The 16298-nt window shown below is 55.3% G+C and carries 15 protein-coding genes and 1 riboswitch; all 15 genes read left to right on the top strand.

The genetic code is table 11. From position 1 onward, the window contains the following. The first annotated feature begins 19 nt into the window (after positions 1–19). Positions 20–3163 carry an efflux RND transporter permease subunit gene (locus ACFVTB_RS16220; RefSeq protein ID WP_387751025.1) on the top strand — a complete coding sequence of 1048 codons (3144 nt, stop codon included), beginning with the start codon at positions 20–22 and terminating at the stop codon, positions 3161–3163. Between the two features lie 356 nt (positions 3164–3519). Continuing rightward, the gene (locus ACFVTB_RS16215; RefSeq protein WP_387751022.1) at positions 3520–3888 is read left to right on the top strand and encodes a DUF3889 domain-containing protein; all 369 of its coding nucleotides are present in this window, start codon (positions 3520–3522) and stop codon (positions 3886–3888) included. Positions 3889–3983: 95 nt separating this feature from the next. Next, on the top strand, positions 3984–4295 hold the full coding sequence (locus ACFVTB_RS16210; RefSeq protein WP_387751019.1) for a YbjQ family protein: 312 nt from the start codon (positions 3984–3986) through the stop codon (positions 4293–4295). Positions 4296–4448: 153 nt separating this feature from the next. Continuing rightward, complete coding sequence (locus ACFVTB_RS16205) at positions 4449–4832, top strand: DnaJ family domain-containing protein (protein WP_387751016.1); 384 nt, start codon at positions 4449–4451, stop codon at positions 4830–4832. Next, positions 4832–5137, top strand: a complete 306-nt coding sequence (locus ACFVTB_RS16200) for a rhodanese-like domain-containing protein (RefSeq protein ID WP_387751013.1) — start codon at positions 4832–4834, stop codon at positions 5135–5137. Before ACFVTB_RS16205 ends, ACFVTB_RS16200 begins: the two co-directional genes overlap by 1 nt. Before the next feature lie 220 nt (positions 5138–5357). Further along, on the top strand, positions 5358–7610 hold the full coding sequence (locus tag ACFVTB_RS16195) for a heavy metal translocating P-type ATPase (protein WP_387751010.1): 2253 nt from the start codon (positions 5358–5360) through the stop codon (positions 7608–7610). Between the two features lie 68 nt (positions 7611–7678). Then, a riboswitch (cobalamin riboswitch) is annotated at positions 7679–7880 on the top strand. 140 nt (positions 7881–8020) lie between these two features. Further along, positions 8021–9007 carry an ABC transporter substrate-binding protein gene (locus tag ACFVTB_RS16190; protein WP_387751422.1) on the top strand — a complete coding sequence of 329 codons (987 nt, stop codon included), beginning with the start codon at positions 8021–8023 and terminating at the stop codon, positions 9005–9007. A 1-nt stretch (position 9008) separates the two neighbouring features. Further along, the gene (locus ACFVTB_RS16185; protein ID WP_387751007.1) at positions 9009–10046 is read left to right on the top strand and encodes a FecCD family ABC transporter permease; all 1038 of its coding nucleotides are present in this window, start codon (positions 9009–9011) and stop codon (positions 10044–10046) included. Continuing rightward, positions 10043–10822, top strand: a complete 780-nt coding sequence (locus ACFVTB_RS16180) for an ABC transporter ATP-binding protein (RefSeq protein WP_387751004.1) — start codon at positions 10043–10045, stop codon at positions 10820–10822. The genes ACFVTB_RS16185 and ACFVTB_RS16180 overlap by 4 nt, the downstream gene beginning before the upstream one ends. Positions 10823–10890: 68 nt before the next feature. After that, positions 10891–11970 (top strand): nicotinate-nucleotide--dimethylbenzimidazole phosphoribosyltransferase, encoded by a 1080-nt coding sequence (gene cobT / locus ACFVTB_RS16175; RefSeq protein WP_387751001.1) that lies wholly within the window; start codon positions 10891–10893, stop codon positions 11968–11970. A 6-nt stretch (positions 11971–11976) separates the two neighbouring features. After that, on the top strand, positions 11977–12588 hold the full coding sequence (gene cobU / locus ACFVTB_RS16170; protein ID WP_387750998.1) for a bifunctional adenosylcobinamide kinase/adenosylcobinamide-phosphate guanylyltransferase: 612 nt from the start codon (positions 11977–11979) through the stop codon (positions 12586–12588). After that, on the top strand, positions 12585–13565 hold the full coding sequence (gene cbiB / locus ACFVTB_RS16165) for an adenosylcobinamide-phosphate synthase CbiB (RefSeq protein WP_387750995.1): 981 nt from the start codon (positions 12585–12587) through the stop codon (positions 13563–13565). Before cobU ends, cbiB begins: the two co-directional genes overlap by 4 nt. After that, positions 13547–14380, top strand: a complete 834-nt coding sequence (gene cobS / locus ACFVTB_RS16160; protein WP_387750992.1) for an adenosylcobinamide-GDP ribazoletransferase — start codon at positions 13547–13549, stop codon at positions 14378–14380. Before cbiB ends, cobS begins: the two co-directional genes overlap by 19 nt. Before the next feature lie 22 nt (positions 14381–14402). Further along, complete coding sequence (cobD, locus tag ACFVTB_RS16155) at positions 14403–15512, top strand: threonine-phosphate decarboxylase CobD (protein WP_387750989.1); 1110 nt, start codon at positions 14403–14405, stop codon at positions 15510–15512. Position 15513: 1 nt separating this feature from the next. Beyond that, positions 15514–16245, top strand: a complete 732-nt coding sequence (locus ACFVTB_RS16150; RefSeq protein WP_387750986.1) for an adenosylcobinamide amidohydrolase — start codon at positions 15514–15516, stop codon at positions 16243–16245. The last annotated feature ends 53 nt before the right edge of the window (positions 16246–16298 follow it).

Here is a 16298-nt window from a genome sequence, read left to right as displayed (position 1 = left end):
GAAAAGGAGTGGGACAACGTTGAAGAGCATTATTAAATTTTCGCTGAACAACAAGTTTGCGTTATGGATCATTACGGCGATCGTCATGTTCGCAGGCTTGTACTCCGGCTTGAATATGAAGATGGAGACACTGCCGGATATTACGGTGCCGATTGTCAGCGTGACGACCGTTCTCCCGGGCGCAGCGCCCGAAGAGATTATGGAAAAAATTACGAAGCCGATCGAGCAGCGCACCCGCAGCATGGAGGGCGTAAAAACGGTCAATTCGACTTCGTTTGAAAATGCGTCTTCCGTCGTGATCGAATATGAATACGGCACGGATATGGACGCCGCCACAACGGCGGTTAAAGAGTCGCTTGCCGAAATGAAACTGCCCGAAGGCGCGCAAAATCCAAGCGTATCCCGCATTAGCTTGAACGCGTTTCCGGTTATCTCGTTAAGTGTATCGAACGAAAGCCTAAGCCCGGAGCAATTCACAAAACAAGTGCAGCAAGATCTCGTACCGGAGCTTGAAACGGTTGCGGGCGTAGCAAGCATTCAAATTTCCGGTCAAAACGTCAAGCAAGCTGAGCTGACGTTCAAACCGGAGGCAATGGCCAAATACGGTTTGACCGAGGATACTGTTAAAGGCCTCATTCAAGGCAATGCCATTTCGGTACCGCTCGGTATTTTCGAATTCGGCGAGACAGAAAAAACGGTTATGGTCGACGGCAACGTCGTGACTGAGCAAGATTTGAACAACTTGCAAATCCCTTATACGCCGCAAGGCATGCCGGGTGCGGGCGGCGCTGCCGCTGGACCTGGGGCAGGAGCGGGTCAAGGACAGGCGCCGCAGCTGCCTGCAGAGATGATGCAGGACATCAAGCTGCCAACCGTGCCGCTAAGCGAAGTAGCCGACTTGAAAATCATCGACAAGTCCGAATCGATTTCGCGTACGAACGGAAAGCCATCGGTAGGCATCTCCATCGTTAAGGCAGCAGACGCCAATACGGTCGAGGTCGTAAATGGCGTTAAAGATAAAATCAAAGAGCTGGAAAAAGAATTTAAAGGGTTGGAATCGGTAACGGCGTTTGACCAAGGCGAGCCGATTGAAGAATCGGTCAATACGATGTTGAGCAAAATGCTGATTGGCGCTATCGCAGCAATCTTCATTATTCTGGTGTTCTTGCGCAACATTCGCTCGACGATTATCGCGGTCGTATCGATTCCGCTGTCGATACTTATCGCACTGCTTATTCTCGATCAAATGGATGTTACGTTGAACATTATGACGCTGGGTGCGATGACAGTCGCCATCGGACGCGTGATCGACGACTCGATCGTCGTTATCGAGAATATTTACCGGCGCATGTCGTTAACCGGCGAGAAGATGAAGGGCAAAGAATTGATTTTGGACGCGACGAAGGAAATGTTTATTCCGATTATGTCGTCCACAATCGTAACGATCGCCGTATTCTTGCCGCTGGCGCTCGTATCCGGAATGATTGGTGAAATCTTCATGCCGTTCGCTCTGACGATGGTATTCGCTTTGCTGGCGTCGCTCGTCGTTGCGATTACGGTCGTGCCGATGCTGGCTCATATGATGTTCCGCAACGGCCTCAAGAAGGGCGCCAAGGTGCATGATGAGAAGCCGGGCCGCATGGCTAACGGTTATAAAGGGATTCTTCGCTGGTCGCTGAACCATAAGCTTACCGCTTTCGGCATTGCCGTCGTCATGTTGGTCGGCAGCTGCTTCTTGCTTCCGGTTATCGGCATGAGCTTCCTGCCGGGCGACGAAGAAAAATCAATGATGATCACGTACAACCCGGCTCCGGGCGAAACGCGCGAGCAGGTTGAGAAAATGGCGCTGGAAGCCGAGAAAAAGCTGTTGGGCCGCGAAGGACTCGAGCTCATCCAGTATGCGGTAGGCGGCTCCAATCCGATGAGCCCAGGGGCTTCGAAGCAGGCGTTGTTCAATATGACGTATGACGACAAGTTCTCAGGGTTCTCCGAGGAGAAAGATAAAGTGATTGAGCTGCTGCGGCAGCTTGAAGGCAAAGGCGAATGGAAGCAGCAGGACTTTATGGGTGGAGGTCTGGGCGGCTCGTCGGTTTCGATGCTCGTGTACGGTCCCGATATGAAATCGTTGCAGCCGCTCGTTGACGAATTGGAAACGAAGCTGAAGGACAATAAAGATTTGACGAACGTCGATTCAAGCTTGTCGGAAACGTTCGAACAGTACCGTATCGTAGCCGATCAAGAGAAGCTGAGCCAGAATGGACTGGCGGCCGGTCAAATCGCGATGGCGCTTGCGCCTGTTCGAGCAACTCCGGTGCTGACGAAGATTGAGAAGGACGGACAAGAGCTGAACGTCTATGTGAAAGTCGAAGAGAAGGCTTACAAAGATAAATCCGATCTGGAAAATATCAAGCTTGCTTCTCCGCTTGGCAAAGAAGTTGCATTGAAGGATGTAGCGAAAATCGAGGTCGGCGAATCGCCGAACACGATTACTCGTAAAAACGACCGCATATACGCGGAAGTATCGGCCGATGTGACTGCTGCAAACGTTAGCGCAGTTTCGACGAAGCTGCAAACGATGATCGACGAGATGGACGTGCCGTCCGGCATGGATATCGAAATGGGCGGCGTAACCGAGCAAATGAACGAATCGTTTAAGCAGCTCGGATTAGCGATGCTCGCTGCCGTAGCGATCGTTTATCTCGTCCTAGTCATTACATTTGGAGGCGGATTGACGCCGTTCGCAATTCTGTTCTCGCTGCCATTCACCGTAATCGGCGCGTTCGTCGGTTTGTGGATTGCCGGAGAAACGCTTAGCGTGACGGCGATGATGGGCGGACTGATGCTGATCGGTATCGTCGTCACGAACGCAATCGTGCTGATCGACCGCGTTATTCACAAAGAACGCGAAGGTTTATCGGTACGGGAAGCGCTGCTCGAGGCGGGCGGAACTCGCTTGCGGCCGATTTTGATGACGGCGATCGCCACAATTGGCGCTCTGCTGCCGCTGGCACTCGGGTTCGAGTCAGGCGGTTTGATCTCGAAAGGGATGGCGATTACCGTAATCGGCGGCTTGATCAGCTCAACGCTGCTTACGCTGATTATCGTGCCTGTCGTCTATGAATTTTTGAACCGTAAGAAAAAACCGGCTGTTGCTGAGCAATAAGGCAAAGGACCACTAGGCAAATAAAGCGAAAGAACCCGCAACCGTTGCGCGAGAAGCGTACGGTGCGGGTTCTTTTCTTTCCCTTTTTGTCGATGCAACTTTTTTCTATATGCAGCCGTCTGCAACAGGAAGAAGCTTATGGCTGCGGGAGGGATGAGCTATAAATGCGAATTGAAGCATCCGCCGATCCGAAGATCGGTTTAAGGCTTAAAGAAGGAAGAACAGGTGACTGCGAACGAAGCTCTTATGATGTATGCGCTCCTTATGCCGCATGAACTCTGCTTCCTTACAGGCCGAATAACGCCGCCTGTCGAGGGCTACCCTATTCTCAATACGGAAAAAGGCGGCGATCGATCATGGAACGAATGGCGACAGCAATTATCACAGCAATATTGCTATTTCATGCAGGAACGGGACTTTCCAGCGCATCGATAATGGAGCTTGCGGAACCTCCGGTATCGACGCCGGCTATGGGGAGCGCGCTCGAGCCCGAGTACGCCCGTTGGGGCCGGCTGGCTATGAAGGAAACGGCAGGACGTTATCAGGCCGATATTGTTGATTATAAATACGAAGGCAAATATCCGTTAAACTCCGGTACGTTTGAGGAGCGATTTAAGCTGTGGCTGCGCAAGGATGGACGTGAATTCGGCGTCCGCGTCCGGATTTCGGTGGCAACAGGCTCGGATGAGTTTGAATCGATTGCTTTTGATGAAATAACAGGGTAAGATGCATAAAGCGGCGGTTTGTAAAAATATTGAAATGAATAGCGGTTGACCGCGATTAATCAAGCTGCAATTTATAAGAATGGGAGATGGGAATCATGCTTATTACGACGACGCCAACCATTGAAGGACGTCCTATTATGGATTATATCGGCATTGTTACGGGAGAAACGATCATGGGGGCGAATATCGTTCGCGATTTTTTGGCATCGATAACTGATATTGTCGGCGGCAGATCAGGCGCGTATGAAAGCAAGCTAAAGGAAGCAAGAGACGTAGCGATTGAAGAAATGAAACAGCAAGCGTCGAGATTGGGCGCCAATGCCATCGTCGCGATCGATCTTGATTACGAAGTGATCCGCGACGGCATGCTGATGGTAACGGTAAGCGGCACTGCCGTTCGGATTTAAGTGAAGCTGATCTTTCTATAAAGCCCCCGGCTCTATCGGCCGGGGGCTTTATGTTGCGCTGTCCCTCTCTCTTGCGAACGCTTTACATCGATTGTATCGAAACGGTACAATTGAAGGGAAATGGAACGTTACCGGAGGAAGGAGCGAGGCTTAATGGAGTGGGCGGCGATTATAGCGGAACAACGGATTCGGGAAGCGATGTCCAGAGGCGAGTTCGACGAGCTGGAGGGTAAAGGAAAACCGCTGCAGCTGGAAGATATGTCGCATGTTCCGGAAGATCTGCGGCTCGGTTACAAGCTGCTTCGCAATGCCGGGGCGGTGCCAGAGGAGATGCAGCTTTCGAAGGAGATTATCGGGCTGCGGGACCTGATCGCTCTGTGTACGGACGATGGAGAGCGCACAAAGCTGCGGCATAGGCTGAGCGAGAAACAGCTGCGTTACCGGATGCTGACGGAGGAGAGAGGCTGGGGGCATACTTCGGCGTTTAGGCAATATGAATCGCAAATTACGAAGAAATTAGAAGGAGTGGAATTATAATGGCACAATTGATAACGCCGGAAGAAGTGGAATCCCGTTTGAAAAACAGCGAAAAGCTTCATTTAATCGACGTACGTGAAATCGATGAATGGGAATCCGGTCATATTAAAGAAGCGGTCAGCCTTCCGCTATCCGAGCTTGCAGAACGGTACGAAGAGCTGGATAAGAATGCGCCGCTCATTATGGTTTGCCGGAGCGGCAACCGCAGCGGAAAAGCGTGCGATTTCTTGGAAGCGCAAGGCTATAACGTGACGAATATGACCGGCGGCATGCTGGCTTGGCAGGGCGAAGTGGCGCTCGGCTAAACCGGCTGCGGGACGAACGGGGCGAAAGCCGATCCGTTCGTCTTTTTTTTTTGCCTGCCTGCTCGATATAGATGGCGATCGGAAGAACCCTCTGCCCGCAGCGCTTTCCCTCCCTTCAAGGCAAGCACTGATTTCGGTTTTGAGCCCTATATTCATGAGGTCCGCCTGTCCGACATATAAATAGTGGCAGAATCGTTTTGCGGACGGGAGGGCTGTCGGAATGGTGGAGTACGAGACGAACGGCATCACGATCGATTTCTCCGTGCAAGGAATGAGCTGTACGGCGTGCGCCGCGAGAATCGAGAAATCGGTTGGAAGAATGGAGGGCGTTCAAGCGGTAGCCGTTAGTTACTCGGCCAGAACCGCATGGATTCAATATAATCCGGAAGCTGTGCAGCCAGTGCAAATTGCCGCTAAAATCAAGCAAATCGGCTTTGCCGCGTCCGTTCCGGAAGCGGCGCAGGCAGCATTTGCCAAGGAGCGGCGGTCATTGCTGACAAGGCTGATTGTCTCTGCCGTATTGACGCTGCCGCTGCTTGGCGCGATGCTGCAGCACTTCTCGTGGCTGGGCGAAGTGACTCTTCCCGCCGCACTCGCCAACGTTTGGCTGCAGCTTGGATTGGCGACATTTATTCAATTCGTGATCGGAATGCCGTTTTATTTCGGTGCTTATCAAGCGCTGCGGGCGAGATCGGCAAACATGGACGTCTTAGTGGCCGTTGGAACGTCCGCCGCTTACTTTTACAGTCATTATCTTGTTTTTACCGCCGGTCGGGCAGGGGCGAACGCGCATGAGCTGCCGCTTTATTTCGAAACGTCCGCCGTCGTTATTACAGCTGTATTGTTAGGCAAGTACATCGAGGCCGCTGCTGCTGCGAGAGCGCAAAACGACGCTTCCGGTTACGGCAAGCTGCGAACAGACACCGTTATCGTCGAGCGGGCAGGCGAGACGATGGAAGTGAAAACAGCATTCGTTCGCGCCGGCGATTATGCGCAAGCCGGGCAAGGAGAGATGATTCCGGTCGACGGCGTTGTCGCAAGCGGCGAAGCGGAAATCGACGAGTCGCTGCTTACCGGAGAAAGCTTACCCGTCGCGAAACGGGCGGGCGATAAAGTATGGGCGGGGACGAGGATGGAGAGCGGCCGTCTCCGTATCCGGACGGAAGCGGCCGGCCATGAAACGATGCTGAGCCGCATCAGCGAGCTCGTCCGGCAGGCGCAGCGCTCGAAATCGGCGATCCAGCGACAGGTCGACGCTGTTTCGTCCTGGTTCGTTCCCGCTATGCTGCTGCTGTCCGCCGCGACATTCGTTGTATGGATCGCCTTTATAGACAGAGGCGGGTGGGAGCAGGCGTTCCGCTGCGCCGTCGCTGTCGTACTGGCCGCATGTCCGTGCGCTTTGGGACTGGCTACGCCGATCTCGCTTGTGATCGCATCCGGCCGCCTGGCCAAACGGGGTATCGTAGTGAAGGAGGCCGGCGCGCTGGAGCGGCTCGCGCAAATGGATACGCTGCTGCTCGACAAAACGGGGACGCTGACGGAAGGCAAGCCGCGGATGAGCCGCAGCTATGCAGCCGGATGCAGCCGGTCAACACTGCTTAAGCTGGCGGCTGCTGTAGAAACGGAATCGACGCATCCGCTTGGAAAAGCAATTGTGGCTGAGGCAGCTAAGAGCGGCTTGGTGCTTCCGAAGGCGGAGCGTTTCGCGTATACGACCGGCAAAGGGGTAGAGGCTTTCGTCGAACGTCGAACAATTGGCGTAGGCAACGCTTCCTTTGTCCGTGACCGGCAATGGACAATAAATGACGACGGAATTAAGGCATTTGTCAGCGAGCGGGAAAGCGTCGGCGAAACGGTGCTTTACGCGGCCGACGAAGGCATTGTCATCGGCGTCATTTCATTCTCGGACACGATCAAGCCGTACGCCCGTCAAGCCGTACGCCAGCTCGCCTTGCAAGGCGTCGATGTGTTGCTGACGACGGGCGATCATCGTTCCCCGGCGAACACGGCCGCCGATGCGGCAGGCATCGATAGAAGCCGCGTATTTGCAGGTATGCTGCCGGAAGACAAGCTGGAGCTTGTTCATCGTCTGCGCGCGGAAGGTAAGCGAATCGGCATGGCAGGGGACGGTTGGAACGACGCTCCCGCGCTGGCGGCGGCCGACGCGGGTCTTGCGATGGGCGACGGGACGGACGCAGCTTTGACTGCTGGACACATTACGCTGCTGCAGCCGCGGATGACGGCGATCCCCGAGGCGTTTGCCATTAGCCGGATGACAGTGCGCAACGTGAAGCAGAATTTGACGTTCGCGTTCCTCTATAACGCGCTGATCATCCCTTTCGCGGCAATCGGCATGCTGGAGCCATGGATGGCGGGTACGGCGATGGCGTTCAGCTCCGTCTCCGTCGTCGGCAACGCCTTCCGGCTTGGACCTAGACTTCGCCGGGCAGTGTTCGGAGTGGAAGCGCGATAGACAAAGGTTCAAAGATTTTGGTATAGTAACTACGATATAAACGTATAGGTTTGATCGATCAGGCGCCGTTCGGATGCTGCAATCGCAGGCAGCCGTTTGGCTTAATAGGGAAGTCCGGTGAAAATCCGGCACGGACCCGCCACTGTAAGAAGCGTCGCCCGCATTCCCACTGGCGATATCGACGGTTGAATGTCACTGGGCGCTGCCGCTCCCGGGAAGACGCCGTCGACGGCTTCGAGTCAGGAGACCTGCCTGCTTCGCATAACGCTTTATCCTACGAGGACTTGGGATGGTGTTGGGATGGCCAGTCCGTCCGCCGCGCGCACAATGGCGGCGGGACTTTCAGCATTTCCGGCACTTTTGATGCCGGAAATGCTTTTTTAATTAAGGAGAGGAGATGTGTTAATTTGATGCAAGGAATGAAAAACGCACACAAACGATGGAGGGGATTAGCGGCGCTGCTCTTGGTCGCTATGCTGATGGTCGTTGCGGCCTGCGGAAACGGTTCGGGATCGAACGGCGGCAATGGGTCGAATGGGCAAGGACAGCAGCCGCAGCAGCAGGAACAATCGCAGCAGTCGGCATATCCGCTTACGGTTAAGGATGACACCGGCACGGAGATTACGTTTGAACAGGCGCCGAGCAAGGTGGTTACATTAGCGCCTAGCGAAACGGAAGTGATGTATGCGATCGGAGCGGGCGAGCAGGTGGCGGGAGTCGACGCATTCAGCAATTATCCGCCGGAAGCGGCTTCGAAACCGCAAATCGGCGACATGACGACGAACATTGAGGCGGTTGTCGCATTGACGCCGGATTTGGTGCTTGCTTCCTCCTCGATGAATGCGGAGGCGGTGACGAAGCTTCGTGAGTTGAAGATCGCCGTTTACGCAACCGATCCGACGACCTATGACGCGACTGCGGACAAGATCACGACAATTGGCCGCATCGTAGGCAAGGAAAAGGAAGCGGAAACGGTGGCGCAGCATATGAAGGACGTCAAGCAGCAAGTGCAGGACGCGGTCAAGGATGCTGCGAAGAAGCCGGTATATCTTGAATTTTCGCCGGGCTGGACCGTCGGCTCAGGCACCTTCCTCAACGAACTGCTGACGATTGCCGGCGGAACGAACATTTCGGCAGCTCAGCCCGGCTGGTTTGAGGTAAGCGCAGAAGAAGTCGTTAAACAAAATCCTCAACTGATCATTTACCCGGACTTGAAAGAAGACCCGAATCCGATTGCCGCCGCATTTGCCCAAAGACCGGGCTGGGATGCAATCGATGCGATCAAGAACAAACAGCTGTTTGCAGTTGCCGAGGATCCGCTCGTACGCGTAGGTCCGAGATTGGCTGACGGCCTGCTGGAGCTGGCGAAGACAATCCACCCGGATCTGTTCTCTTAAAATGAAAAGCCGTTTACTCACTTATGGAGCAGCAAGTCTGCTCCTTCTTGCTGTTTCCGTTGTTGCCAGCCTGTCGATCGGCTCGGCAGGCATTTCCATTAAAGACGTATGGGGCATACTGCTGCATCAGCTTCCGTGGCTCGACCAAAGCGCAGGTTCGTGGAGCGAGAGCGAAGTGGCGATCGTTACGCAGGTCCGTTTATCCCGCGTGCTGCTGGCCATTTTGGTGGGCGCCTGCCTGTCGCTGGCGGGAGCGGGTTTTCAAGGAGTGCTTCGCAATCCGCTTGCCGATCCGTACACGCTAGGGGTCGCTTCCGGCAGCTCGGTCGGAGCCGCCTTTTTAATTCTGTTCGGGTTTCAAGCGCTGATCGGCTTTTGGACGATTCCGGTCGTCGCCTTTGCAACAGGGCTTCTGACGCTTGGGGCAGTGCTGGCGCTATCCCGAAGCAAAGCCGGGATGCAGTTGGAGACGCTCATTTTGTCCGGCGTCGTCGTGCAATCGTTTCTCGGCGCTTTTGTTTCTTTTATGGTTAGCTTATCGGAGGGCGTCGTCAATCAAATCTTGTTTTGGCTCATGGGTTCACTGGCTATGCGGTCTTGGGCTCATGTATACATGCTCCTGCCGTTTTTGGCGGTCGGTTTGCCGCTGCTTATGGTGCTGGCTCACCCGCTCAATTTATTTATGTTCGGTGAGCGGCATGCCGCGCATCTCGGCATTCGAGTGGAGCGGACGAAGCTGATTGTCCTAATTGGTTCAACGCTGCTAACGGCTGCGGCGGTTTCCGTTTCCGGTGTTATTGGGTTTGTTGGACTCGTTATCCCTCATTTGATCCGGCTGATCGTCGGACCGGATTATCGGCTTATTGTGCCGCTGTCAGCTGTCGGAGGAGGCATATTCCTGCTCTGGGCGGATACATTGGCTCGTATCGCGCTTAGTCCGCGGGAAATCCCGCTTGGCGTCGTCACCGCGCTGATCGGAGCGCCTTTCTTCGCTTATCTGCTTCATAGCCGCAAGCGCAGCAGGGAGGAATCATTATGATCGAGGTTATAAAAGCGGGCAAAACGATGCAAGGAAGAGCGGTGCTCGAATCGCTTTCTTTCGCCTTACAGCCGGAAAGATTTTATGGTATTATCGGACCAAACGGCGCGGGCAAGTCGACGCTGCTGCAGCTGCTGTCCGGCATTTCAAAGCCTTCGTCGGGACAGGTGCTTTTGGATGGCAAGGAAGTATCCGCATTGCCGCCGAAACGGCTTGCTAAGCGGCTTGCCGTTCTTCAGCAGGGCGGTTTGCCGGCTGTCGGCTTTACGGTTCGCCAAACCGTCGCTATGGGAAGATTTCCGTTCCAGAATTGGTTTGGTGACGAAAGCGGCGACGCCGAACCGCTGATCGACGAGGCGATTCGGGTCATGGGACTGGGCAAGCTGGAGAACCGAAGCTTGGCTGCGCTGAGCGGAGGGGAGCGGCAGCGAGTCGCGCTTGCCAAGGTGATGGCGCAGGAGCCCGAAATCGTTTTACTGGATGAACCGACAACCTATCTTGATATCGGCTATCAGATTCAATTGCTGGATACGGTAAGGCAGTGGAGGCGGGAGAAGGGGATAACCGTCATCGCCGTCCTGCACGATTTGAATTTGGCCGCGTTATATTGCGACGAACTGCTTGTGCTTCATGAAGGGAGACTTATCTCTCAAGGTGCGCCTGAGGAAGTGTTGGACGAGGAACTGATTCGGCATGTATACGGAGCGGGAGCTGAAATTGTCGCTCACCCTGCGAACGGCATGCCGCAAATTTTGCTGCGTCCTGGTGTCCGGTAGCCCTTATGGTTGAGATGAGCGAGTTCGTCTTGCTACGAAAGCGAATGAGCAGAAGGGATGATGGAGAGATGAACGAAGAACAGCTAGGGAAACAGATCGCCTATTCCATTGAACGAATTGCTCCTTATGATGAAGAAGCGGCCTTGGAGGCGCAGCGCCATTCTGACCGGTTGACGAAGCCGCCCGGCAGTCTTGGCAAACTGGAGGAGATGTCTTGCCGGTTAGCGGGAATCGGAGGCGGACTTTGGCCGTCGTTGGATAAAAAAGCGGTTGTCGTCATGGCGGCCGATCACGGCGTGTGCGAGGAAGGCGTCAGCGCGTTTCCGCAAGAAGTAACCGCTCAAATGATGAACAATTTTTTGCAGGGTGGAGCGGCCGTGAACGTACTAGCCAAGCAGGCGGGAGCGGACGTGTTCTGTGTCGATATGGGCGTGAAAAGCGATTTGGATGTGAATATAGATCATCCTCGGTTGCTGCGGCGAAAAGTGATGCATGGAACGGCAAATATGGTTAAGCAGCCTGCGATGAGCCGGGAGCAAATGCAGCAGGCGGTGCTTGCAGGCATTCAAATTGCCGAGGATTTGGCGGAGCAAGGCTATCAATTGTTTGCCACAGGCGAGATGGGAATCGGCAATACGACGGCCAGCGCAGCACTTGCCTCGATGCTGACCGGTCTTCCTCCGGAGCAAACGGCGGGCAGAGGAACGGGCATCGACGACAGCGGCTGGCTGCATAAAGTAGACGTTATACGACGAGCCGTTGAACTGCACGAGCCTGCTTGCGAGGATGTATTCGACGTGTTGGAAAGGGTCGGAGGGCTGGAAATAGCGGGAATGGCTGGATTTATGATCGGAGCTGCGATCCGTCGCGTGCCGGTCGTAATTGATGGATTTATTTCCTCAGTAGCTGCGCTTGTCGCCGTCCGCATGTCTGAACGCGTGAGGTCGTATGTGATTGCCTCTCATCTTTCGCAAGAACAAGGGCACCGCAAAGTGCTGGAAGCGCTGGAGTTGTCGCCGGTCATACACCTGGACATGAGACTCGGCGAAGGCACAGGCGCCGTTTTATGCTTTTCGATCGTTGAAGCGGCACTTAAGCTGATGCAGGAAATGGCGACATTTGAAAGCGCAGGCATTTCGAAGGAGTAGAGTAGAATGGCGATATTGGTAACCGGCGGGGCGCGCAGCGGCAAAAGCGCGTTTGCCGAGCAACTTGCATCACGACTGGCTGAAGAAGGCGTATACATAGCGACAAGCCAAGCGTTTGACAAAGAGATGGCGGCGAGAATCGGAAAGCATCGGGCGGATAGAGCGTCCGCGGCGTTTCCGTGGACGACGGTTGAAGAGCCGATCGAGCTCGTGCGTGAATTAAATCGTCTTGCGCAAACGTTTGGTACGGAGCAGCGGGAAAGCGGTTGCATACCGCCGGTTGTCCTGGTTGACTGCTTGACGCTATGGCTGACGAATGTGCTCCTGCTCGAGGAACAGAAGAAAGAACAGCAGTCCGATTGGATAGACGGAGAATGGCTGAACGGTCAGATTGCTTCGCTCGTCGAAGCGGTCAAACAGTATCCTTATCCGCTCGTACTGGTGACGAATGAGGTTGGAGACGGTATCGTGCCATCCTATCCGCTGGGAAGACGCTTTCGGGACGAAGCGGGTCGGCTGCATCAAGCAATTGCAGCGGACTGTGATCGCGTCTTTCTTGTAACAGCGGGAATCCCCGTTGAATTGAAAGCTATCGCGTTTCGCTGGGACGACTTATGATCGGCTATTCCTTGTCCGAGACGCTGCTGCTGATCGCGGCCGCTATCGTCATCGATTGGATTGTCGGCGACCCAAAATGGCCGACTCATCCCGTCATATGGATTGGTCGGCTCATCCGCTTGCTGGAGGCTCGGCTTCGTGCCAGCGAAGAAGGCCGCAGCGCGGGTGCGATTTTTCGAAGAGGAATTATTCTTGGCGTCATCGTATTAGCGGTGTCTTACGGAGTTATATGGGGGATAACGGCAGCTGCAGCAGCCATTCATCCTTGGCTTGGATACGCAGCCAGCGCGTGGTTCATTTCAACGACGATTGCGGTCAAAGGGCTGAAAGAAGCGGCAATGCTGGTGTATGTGCCATTGACGCAAGGTCGCTTAGCGGAAGCACGGAAATATGTCGGTTACATTGTAGGCCGGGACACGGAGCGGTTGAACGAAAGCGAGGCGTCGCGGGCCGCTGTTGAGACGGTAGCGGAAAATACGGTTGATGCATTCGTATCTCCTATCGTGTTCGCGCTGATCGGCGGGGCGCCGCTGGCGATGCTGTATCGGGCGGCCAATACGCTGGATTCGATGGTCGGTTACCGGAATGAGAAATATTTGCATTTCGGTCGTTTTTCGGCGCGTCTTGACGACGTGCTTAACTACATTCCGGCCCGTCTGACCGGTTTGCTGCTAGCTCTATCGGCCGCTATGCATCGGAGCATGTCGGGAATTGCCGCGCTGCGGTCGATTCGCCGCTTCGCGCGGCTGCACCCGAGTCCGAACAGCGGAATCCCGGAATCGGCGGTTGCCGGCGCGCTCGGCATCGAGCTCGGAGGCTTGAATTATTATTTTGGAGAACCGAGCGAACGGGCGAGAATGGGCTGGCCGCGGCGGGAGCTAGAGGCGATGGATATCGTCCGGACTGTCCGTTTGTTGTACGCGGTTAGCGTAATTATTATGGCGGGGGCGTTGTGCGCATGGTTATTCGTTCGTTAAAACGGCACGGACAGGCTTTGGCCGCAGCTTTGCAGTTTCTGACGCGGCTGCCGGTTCCTATCCGTGTGCCTTTCGAGCCAGAGGTGCTCGCGAGAAGCGCTATCTATTTCCCGATTGCCGGCGCGGTCATCGGGTGCATTATAGCGGTCGCTTGCGCGCTGCTAGGCTTGTTCATGCCGGCGCTTCCCGCAGCTGTGTTGCTGCTTGCCTTATGGACGGCTATGAGCGGCGGATTACATCTGGATGGCTGGATGGATACGGCGGACGGCGTACTCAGCCATCGTTCCAGAGAGCGGATGCTGGAAATTATGAAGGACAGCCGAGTCGGGGCGATGGGCGTTATCGCTGCAGTTCTGCTGTTGTTGTTCAAGTTCGCCGTGCTGACCGAGTTGTATGGCATTGCAGCTGTCGGATCGGATGAGAGTTCGATTGTTGTATTCGCTGCAATGGCAATCGTTCCTGCCTGGAGCAGGTGGTGGATGGCCGCGGCGATTGCCGGCTGGCCGAACGCTAGGCAAGGAGAGGGCATCGGTGCCATGTTCCGGCTGGCCGGGTGGAAACATTCGGCGGGTGGGGGACTAATCGCCGCCGCATACAGTTTTATTGCATTGACGGCGCTTGGAAAGCTCGGCTTCTTTGAGGCGATGATTGCAGCGGCAGTTGCGGCGCTGGTGACAGCATTTGTTGGCTGGGCGTCGGCCGTTTGGTTGAGCCGCAAATTAGGAGGCTTGACGGGAGATACGTACGGCGCGATGAACGAAGCGGTCGAAGCAGTGCTGCTGCTGGCGGCGCTGCTATGGCTCATGAATACATAGAGAAGAAAGCGGGGAATCGATTATGTTGGAACGATACGGTCACGGAGGCGATTTGCAAACGGCCGCGGAAATGTACGGCAAGCCCGCGAGCGGATTTCTCGATTTCAGCTCGAATATGAATCCGTTTGGACCGCCGGAATCGGTCGGACGCGTTCTGGCGGCTTATGCGAGTGTAATCGGCAGCTATCCCGATCCGGCATCGCGAAAGTTGCGCAGGAAGCTGGCCCGTCTACATGACATAGATGAGCAGTCGATATTAATTGGCAACGGAGCGGCTGAGCTGATTGATTTAGTCGTGCGCTGGCTTCGGCCGTCGGTCACAGGTCTTGCTTGTCCGTCCTTTGGCGAGTATGGCGACGCCGTTCGCAAAATCGGGGGCGAAGTCGCTCCGATCATGCTCCGAGCGGAGCAATCGTTTCAATTGGACGAGGAGGCTCTGCAGCAGTCATTTGCGGCCGGAGCCGATTTTTTCTTGCTGGGCTCCCCCAATAATCCCACTGGACGCCGAATTGATCCCGCGATCGTTCGCACATTGCTGAATCGAGGCGCTGACGTCGCTCTCGACGAAGCGTTTATCGACTTTATACCGGACGCTGATCATTATTCGTTCATAAGGGAAGCCGCCAAGAGCGACAAGCTGTTCGTCATCCGCTCGATGACGAAGTTTTACGCAGTTCCCGGCATCCGGCTTGGCTATATCGTCGGCTCGCCTGAGCGAATTGCCGCTTTAAAACAGCTTCAAGTCCCATGGAGCGTCAATTCGCTTGCCCAGTCGATCGGCGAGGCGGTTTTGGACGAGCATGCTTATGCAGAGAAAACGTTGAATTGGCTGCAGGAGGAACGTTCAAGGCTTGCCAGTCGGCTGGACGGACTCGGTTTTCGCGTTTTTCCTAGTGAAACCAATTACGTGCTGGCGCAATTGCCGCCTGGTCAGGGGGTAACCGCGTCTGCCTTGCAGCGAGCGATGGGAAAGAAAGGCGTGCTGATCCGCGACGCATCCCATTTCACGGGGCTCGACGAGAGCTATTGCCGATTCGCGGTTAAGCTGCGGCACGATAACGACACGCTCTGCGAAACGCTGTCGGCATGCCTAGCCGAGCTGAGCGATCCTGCCGGCCGGGAGGTCTATTAACGTGGAGCGTCAAACGGTTTCTAGCCAGCCGTTTCGCAGCGGTTTCCGCTACGAATCGCTGCATTTTCCCAGCTTGCGCTTGGAGTTTGCGGAGGGCAATCGAATTGTGACCGAGAGTCCTGTACCGCTTCGAACAATCAGCAATGCCGTTCATATGGGCGGTGCGGCTGAAGCGGATAAAATCGTCAATTGGAAAGTTCCGCTCGATTACAGTTCCGACGATCCTGTGTTGGACATCTCCGAGAGAATGAACGAGTGGGGCTGCGACCCGGCGCGAACGGTCGGTCTGCTGACTGCCGCTAAACTGACGCATGCTGCAGTAGCGGAAGAGCAGGGCGACCGTTTTTCCTTGCTTTGCTGCACGACTGCCGGAACGGGGAACGGCGCGCGCGCGGGCGTGTTGCGCCGCACGTATTCCGCCTATGAGGCAGGGACGATCAATATCGTCGTGCTGATTGACGGGGAGATGACCGATGCGGCGATGGTGAACGCTGTATTAACGGCAACGGAAGCGAAAGCAGCGGCGCTTCAAGACTTGAAGCTCGTCGATGCGGAGACAGGCTTGACGGCGACGGGGACGACGACCGATGCAATTGTCGTGGGAGTAAGCCGGAATGGCGGCTATGGCGAGGTTCATCCGTTCGCCGGAACGGCCACGACGATCGGCAACGCCATCGGCCGGCTCGTCTACGAGACGGTGCTCGAAGCATGCCGGACGCAGGGCGATGCGTAGGGAAAGGGACGCGTGGTGACGAGGACGGGACCTTGTCTTGTCCTCGCACGATC

This window comes from Paenibacillus sp. NPDC058071 (genome assembly GCF_042885235.1).
GTDB lineage: Bacteria > Bacillota > Bacilli > Paenibacillales > Paenibacillaceae > Pristimantibacillus.
This window is presented reverse-complemented; position numbering and strand designations above follow the sequence as displayed.

Bases quoted from the DNA above. Each gene is read 5' to 3' on its own strand.
- cobD (WP_387750989.1), top strand. From the start codon at position 14,403: ATGTTGGAACGATACGGTCACGGAGGCGATTTGCAAACGGCCGCGGAA.
- ACFVTB_RS16190 (WP_387751422.1), top strand. From the start codon at position 8,021: ATGCAAGGAATGAAAAACGCACACAAACGATGGAGGGGATTAGCGGCG.
- ACFVTB_RS16200 (WP_387751013.1), top strand. From the start codon at position 4,832: ATGGCACAATTGATAACGCCGGAAGAAGTGGAATCCCGTTTGAAAAAC.
- cbiB (WP_387750995.1), top strand. From the start codon at position 12,585: ATGATCGGCTATTCCTTGTCCGAGACGCTGCTGCTGATCGCGGCCGCT.
- ACFVTB_RS16215 (WP_387751022.1), top strand. From the start codon at position 3,520: ATGGAACGAATGGCGACAGCAATTATCACAGCAATATTGCTATTTCAT.
- ACFVTB_RS16205 (WP_387751016.1), top strand. From the start codon at position 4,449: ATGGAGTGGGCGGCGATTATAGCGGAACAACGGATTCGGGAAGCGATG.
- cobT (WP_387751001.1), top strand. From the start codon at position 10,891: ATGAACGAAGAACAGCTAGGGAAACAGATCGCCTATTCCATTGAACGA.
- ACFVTB_RS16185 (WP_387751007.1), top strand. From the start codon at position 9,009: ATGAAAAGCCGTTTACTCACTTATGGAGCAGCAAGTCTGCTCCTTCTT.
- ACFVTB_RS16180 (WP_387751004.1), top strand. From the start codon at position 10,043: ATGATCGAGGTTATAAAAGCGGGCAAAACGATGCAAGGAAGAGCGGTG.
- ACFVTB_RS16195 (WP_387751010.1), top strand. From the start codon at position 5,358: ATGGTGGAGTACGAGACGAACGGCATCACGATCGATTTCTCCGTGCAA.
- cobS (WP_387750992.1), top strand. From the start codon at position 13,547: ATGGTTATTCGTTCGTTAAAACGGCACGGACAGGCTTTGGCCGCAGCT.
- ACFVTB_RS16210 (WP_387751019.1), top strand. From the start codon at position 3,984: ATGCTTATTACGACGACGCCAACCATTGAAGGACGTCCTATTATGGAT.
- cobU (WP_387750998.1), top strand. From the start codon at position 11,977: ATGGCGATATTGGTAACCGGCGGGGCGCGCAGCGGCAAAAGCGCGTTT.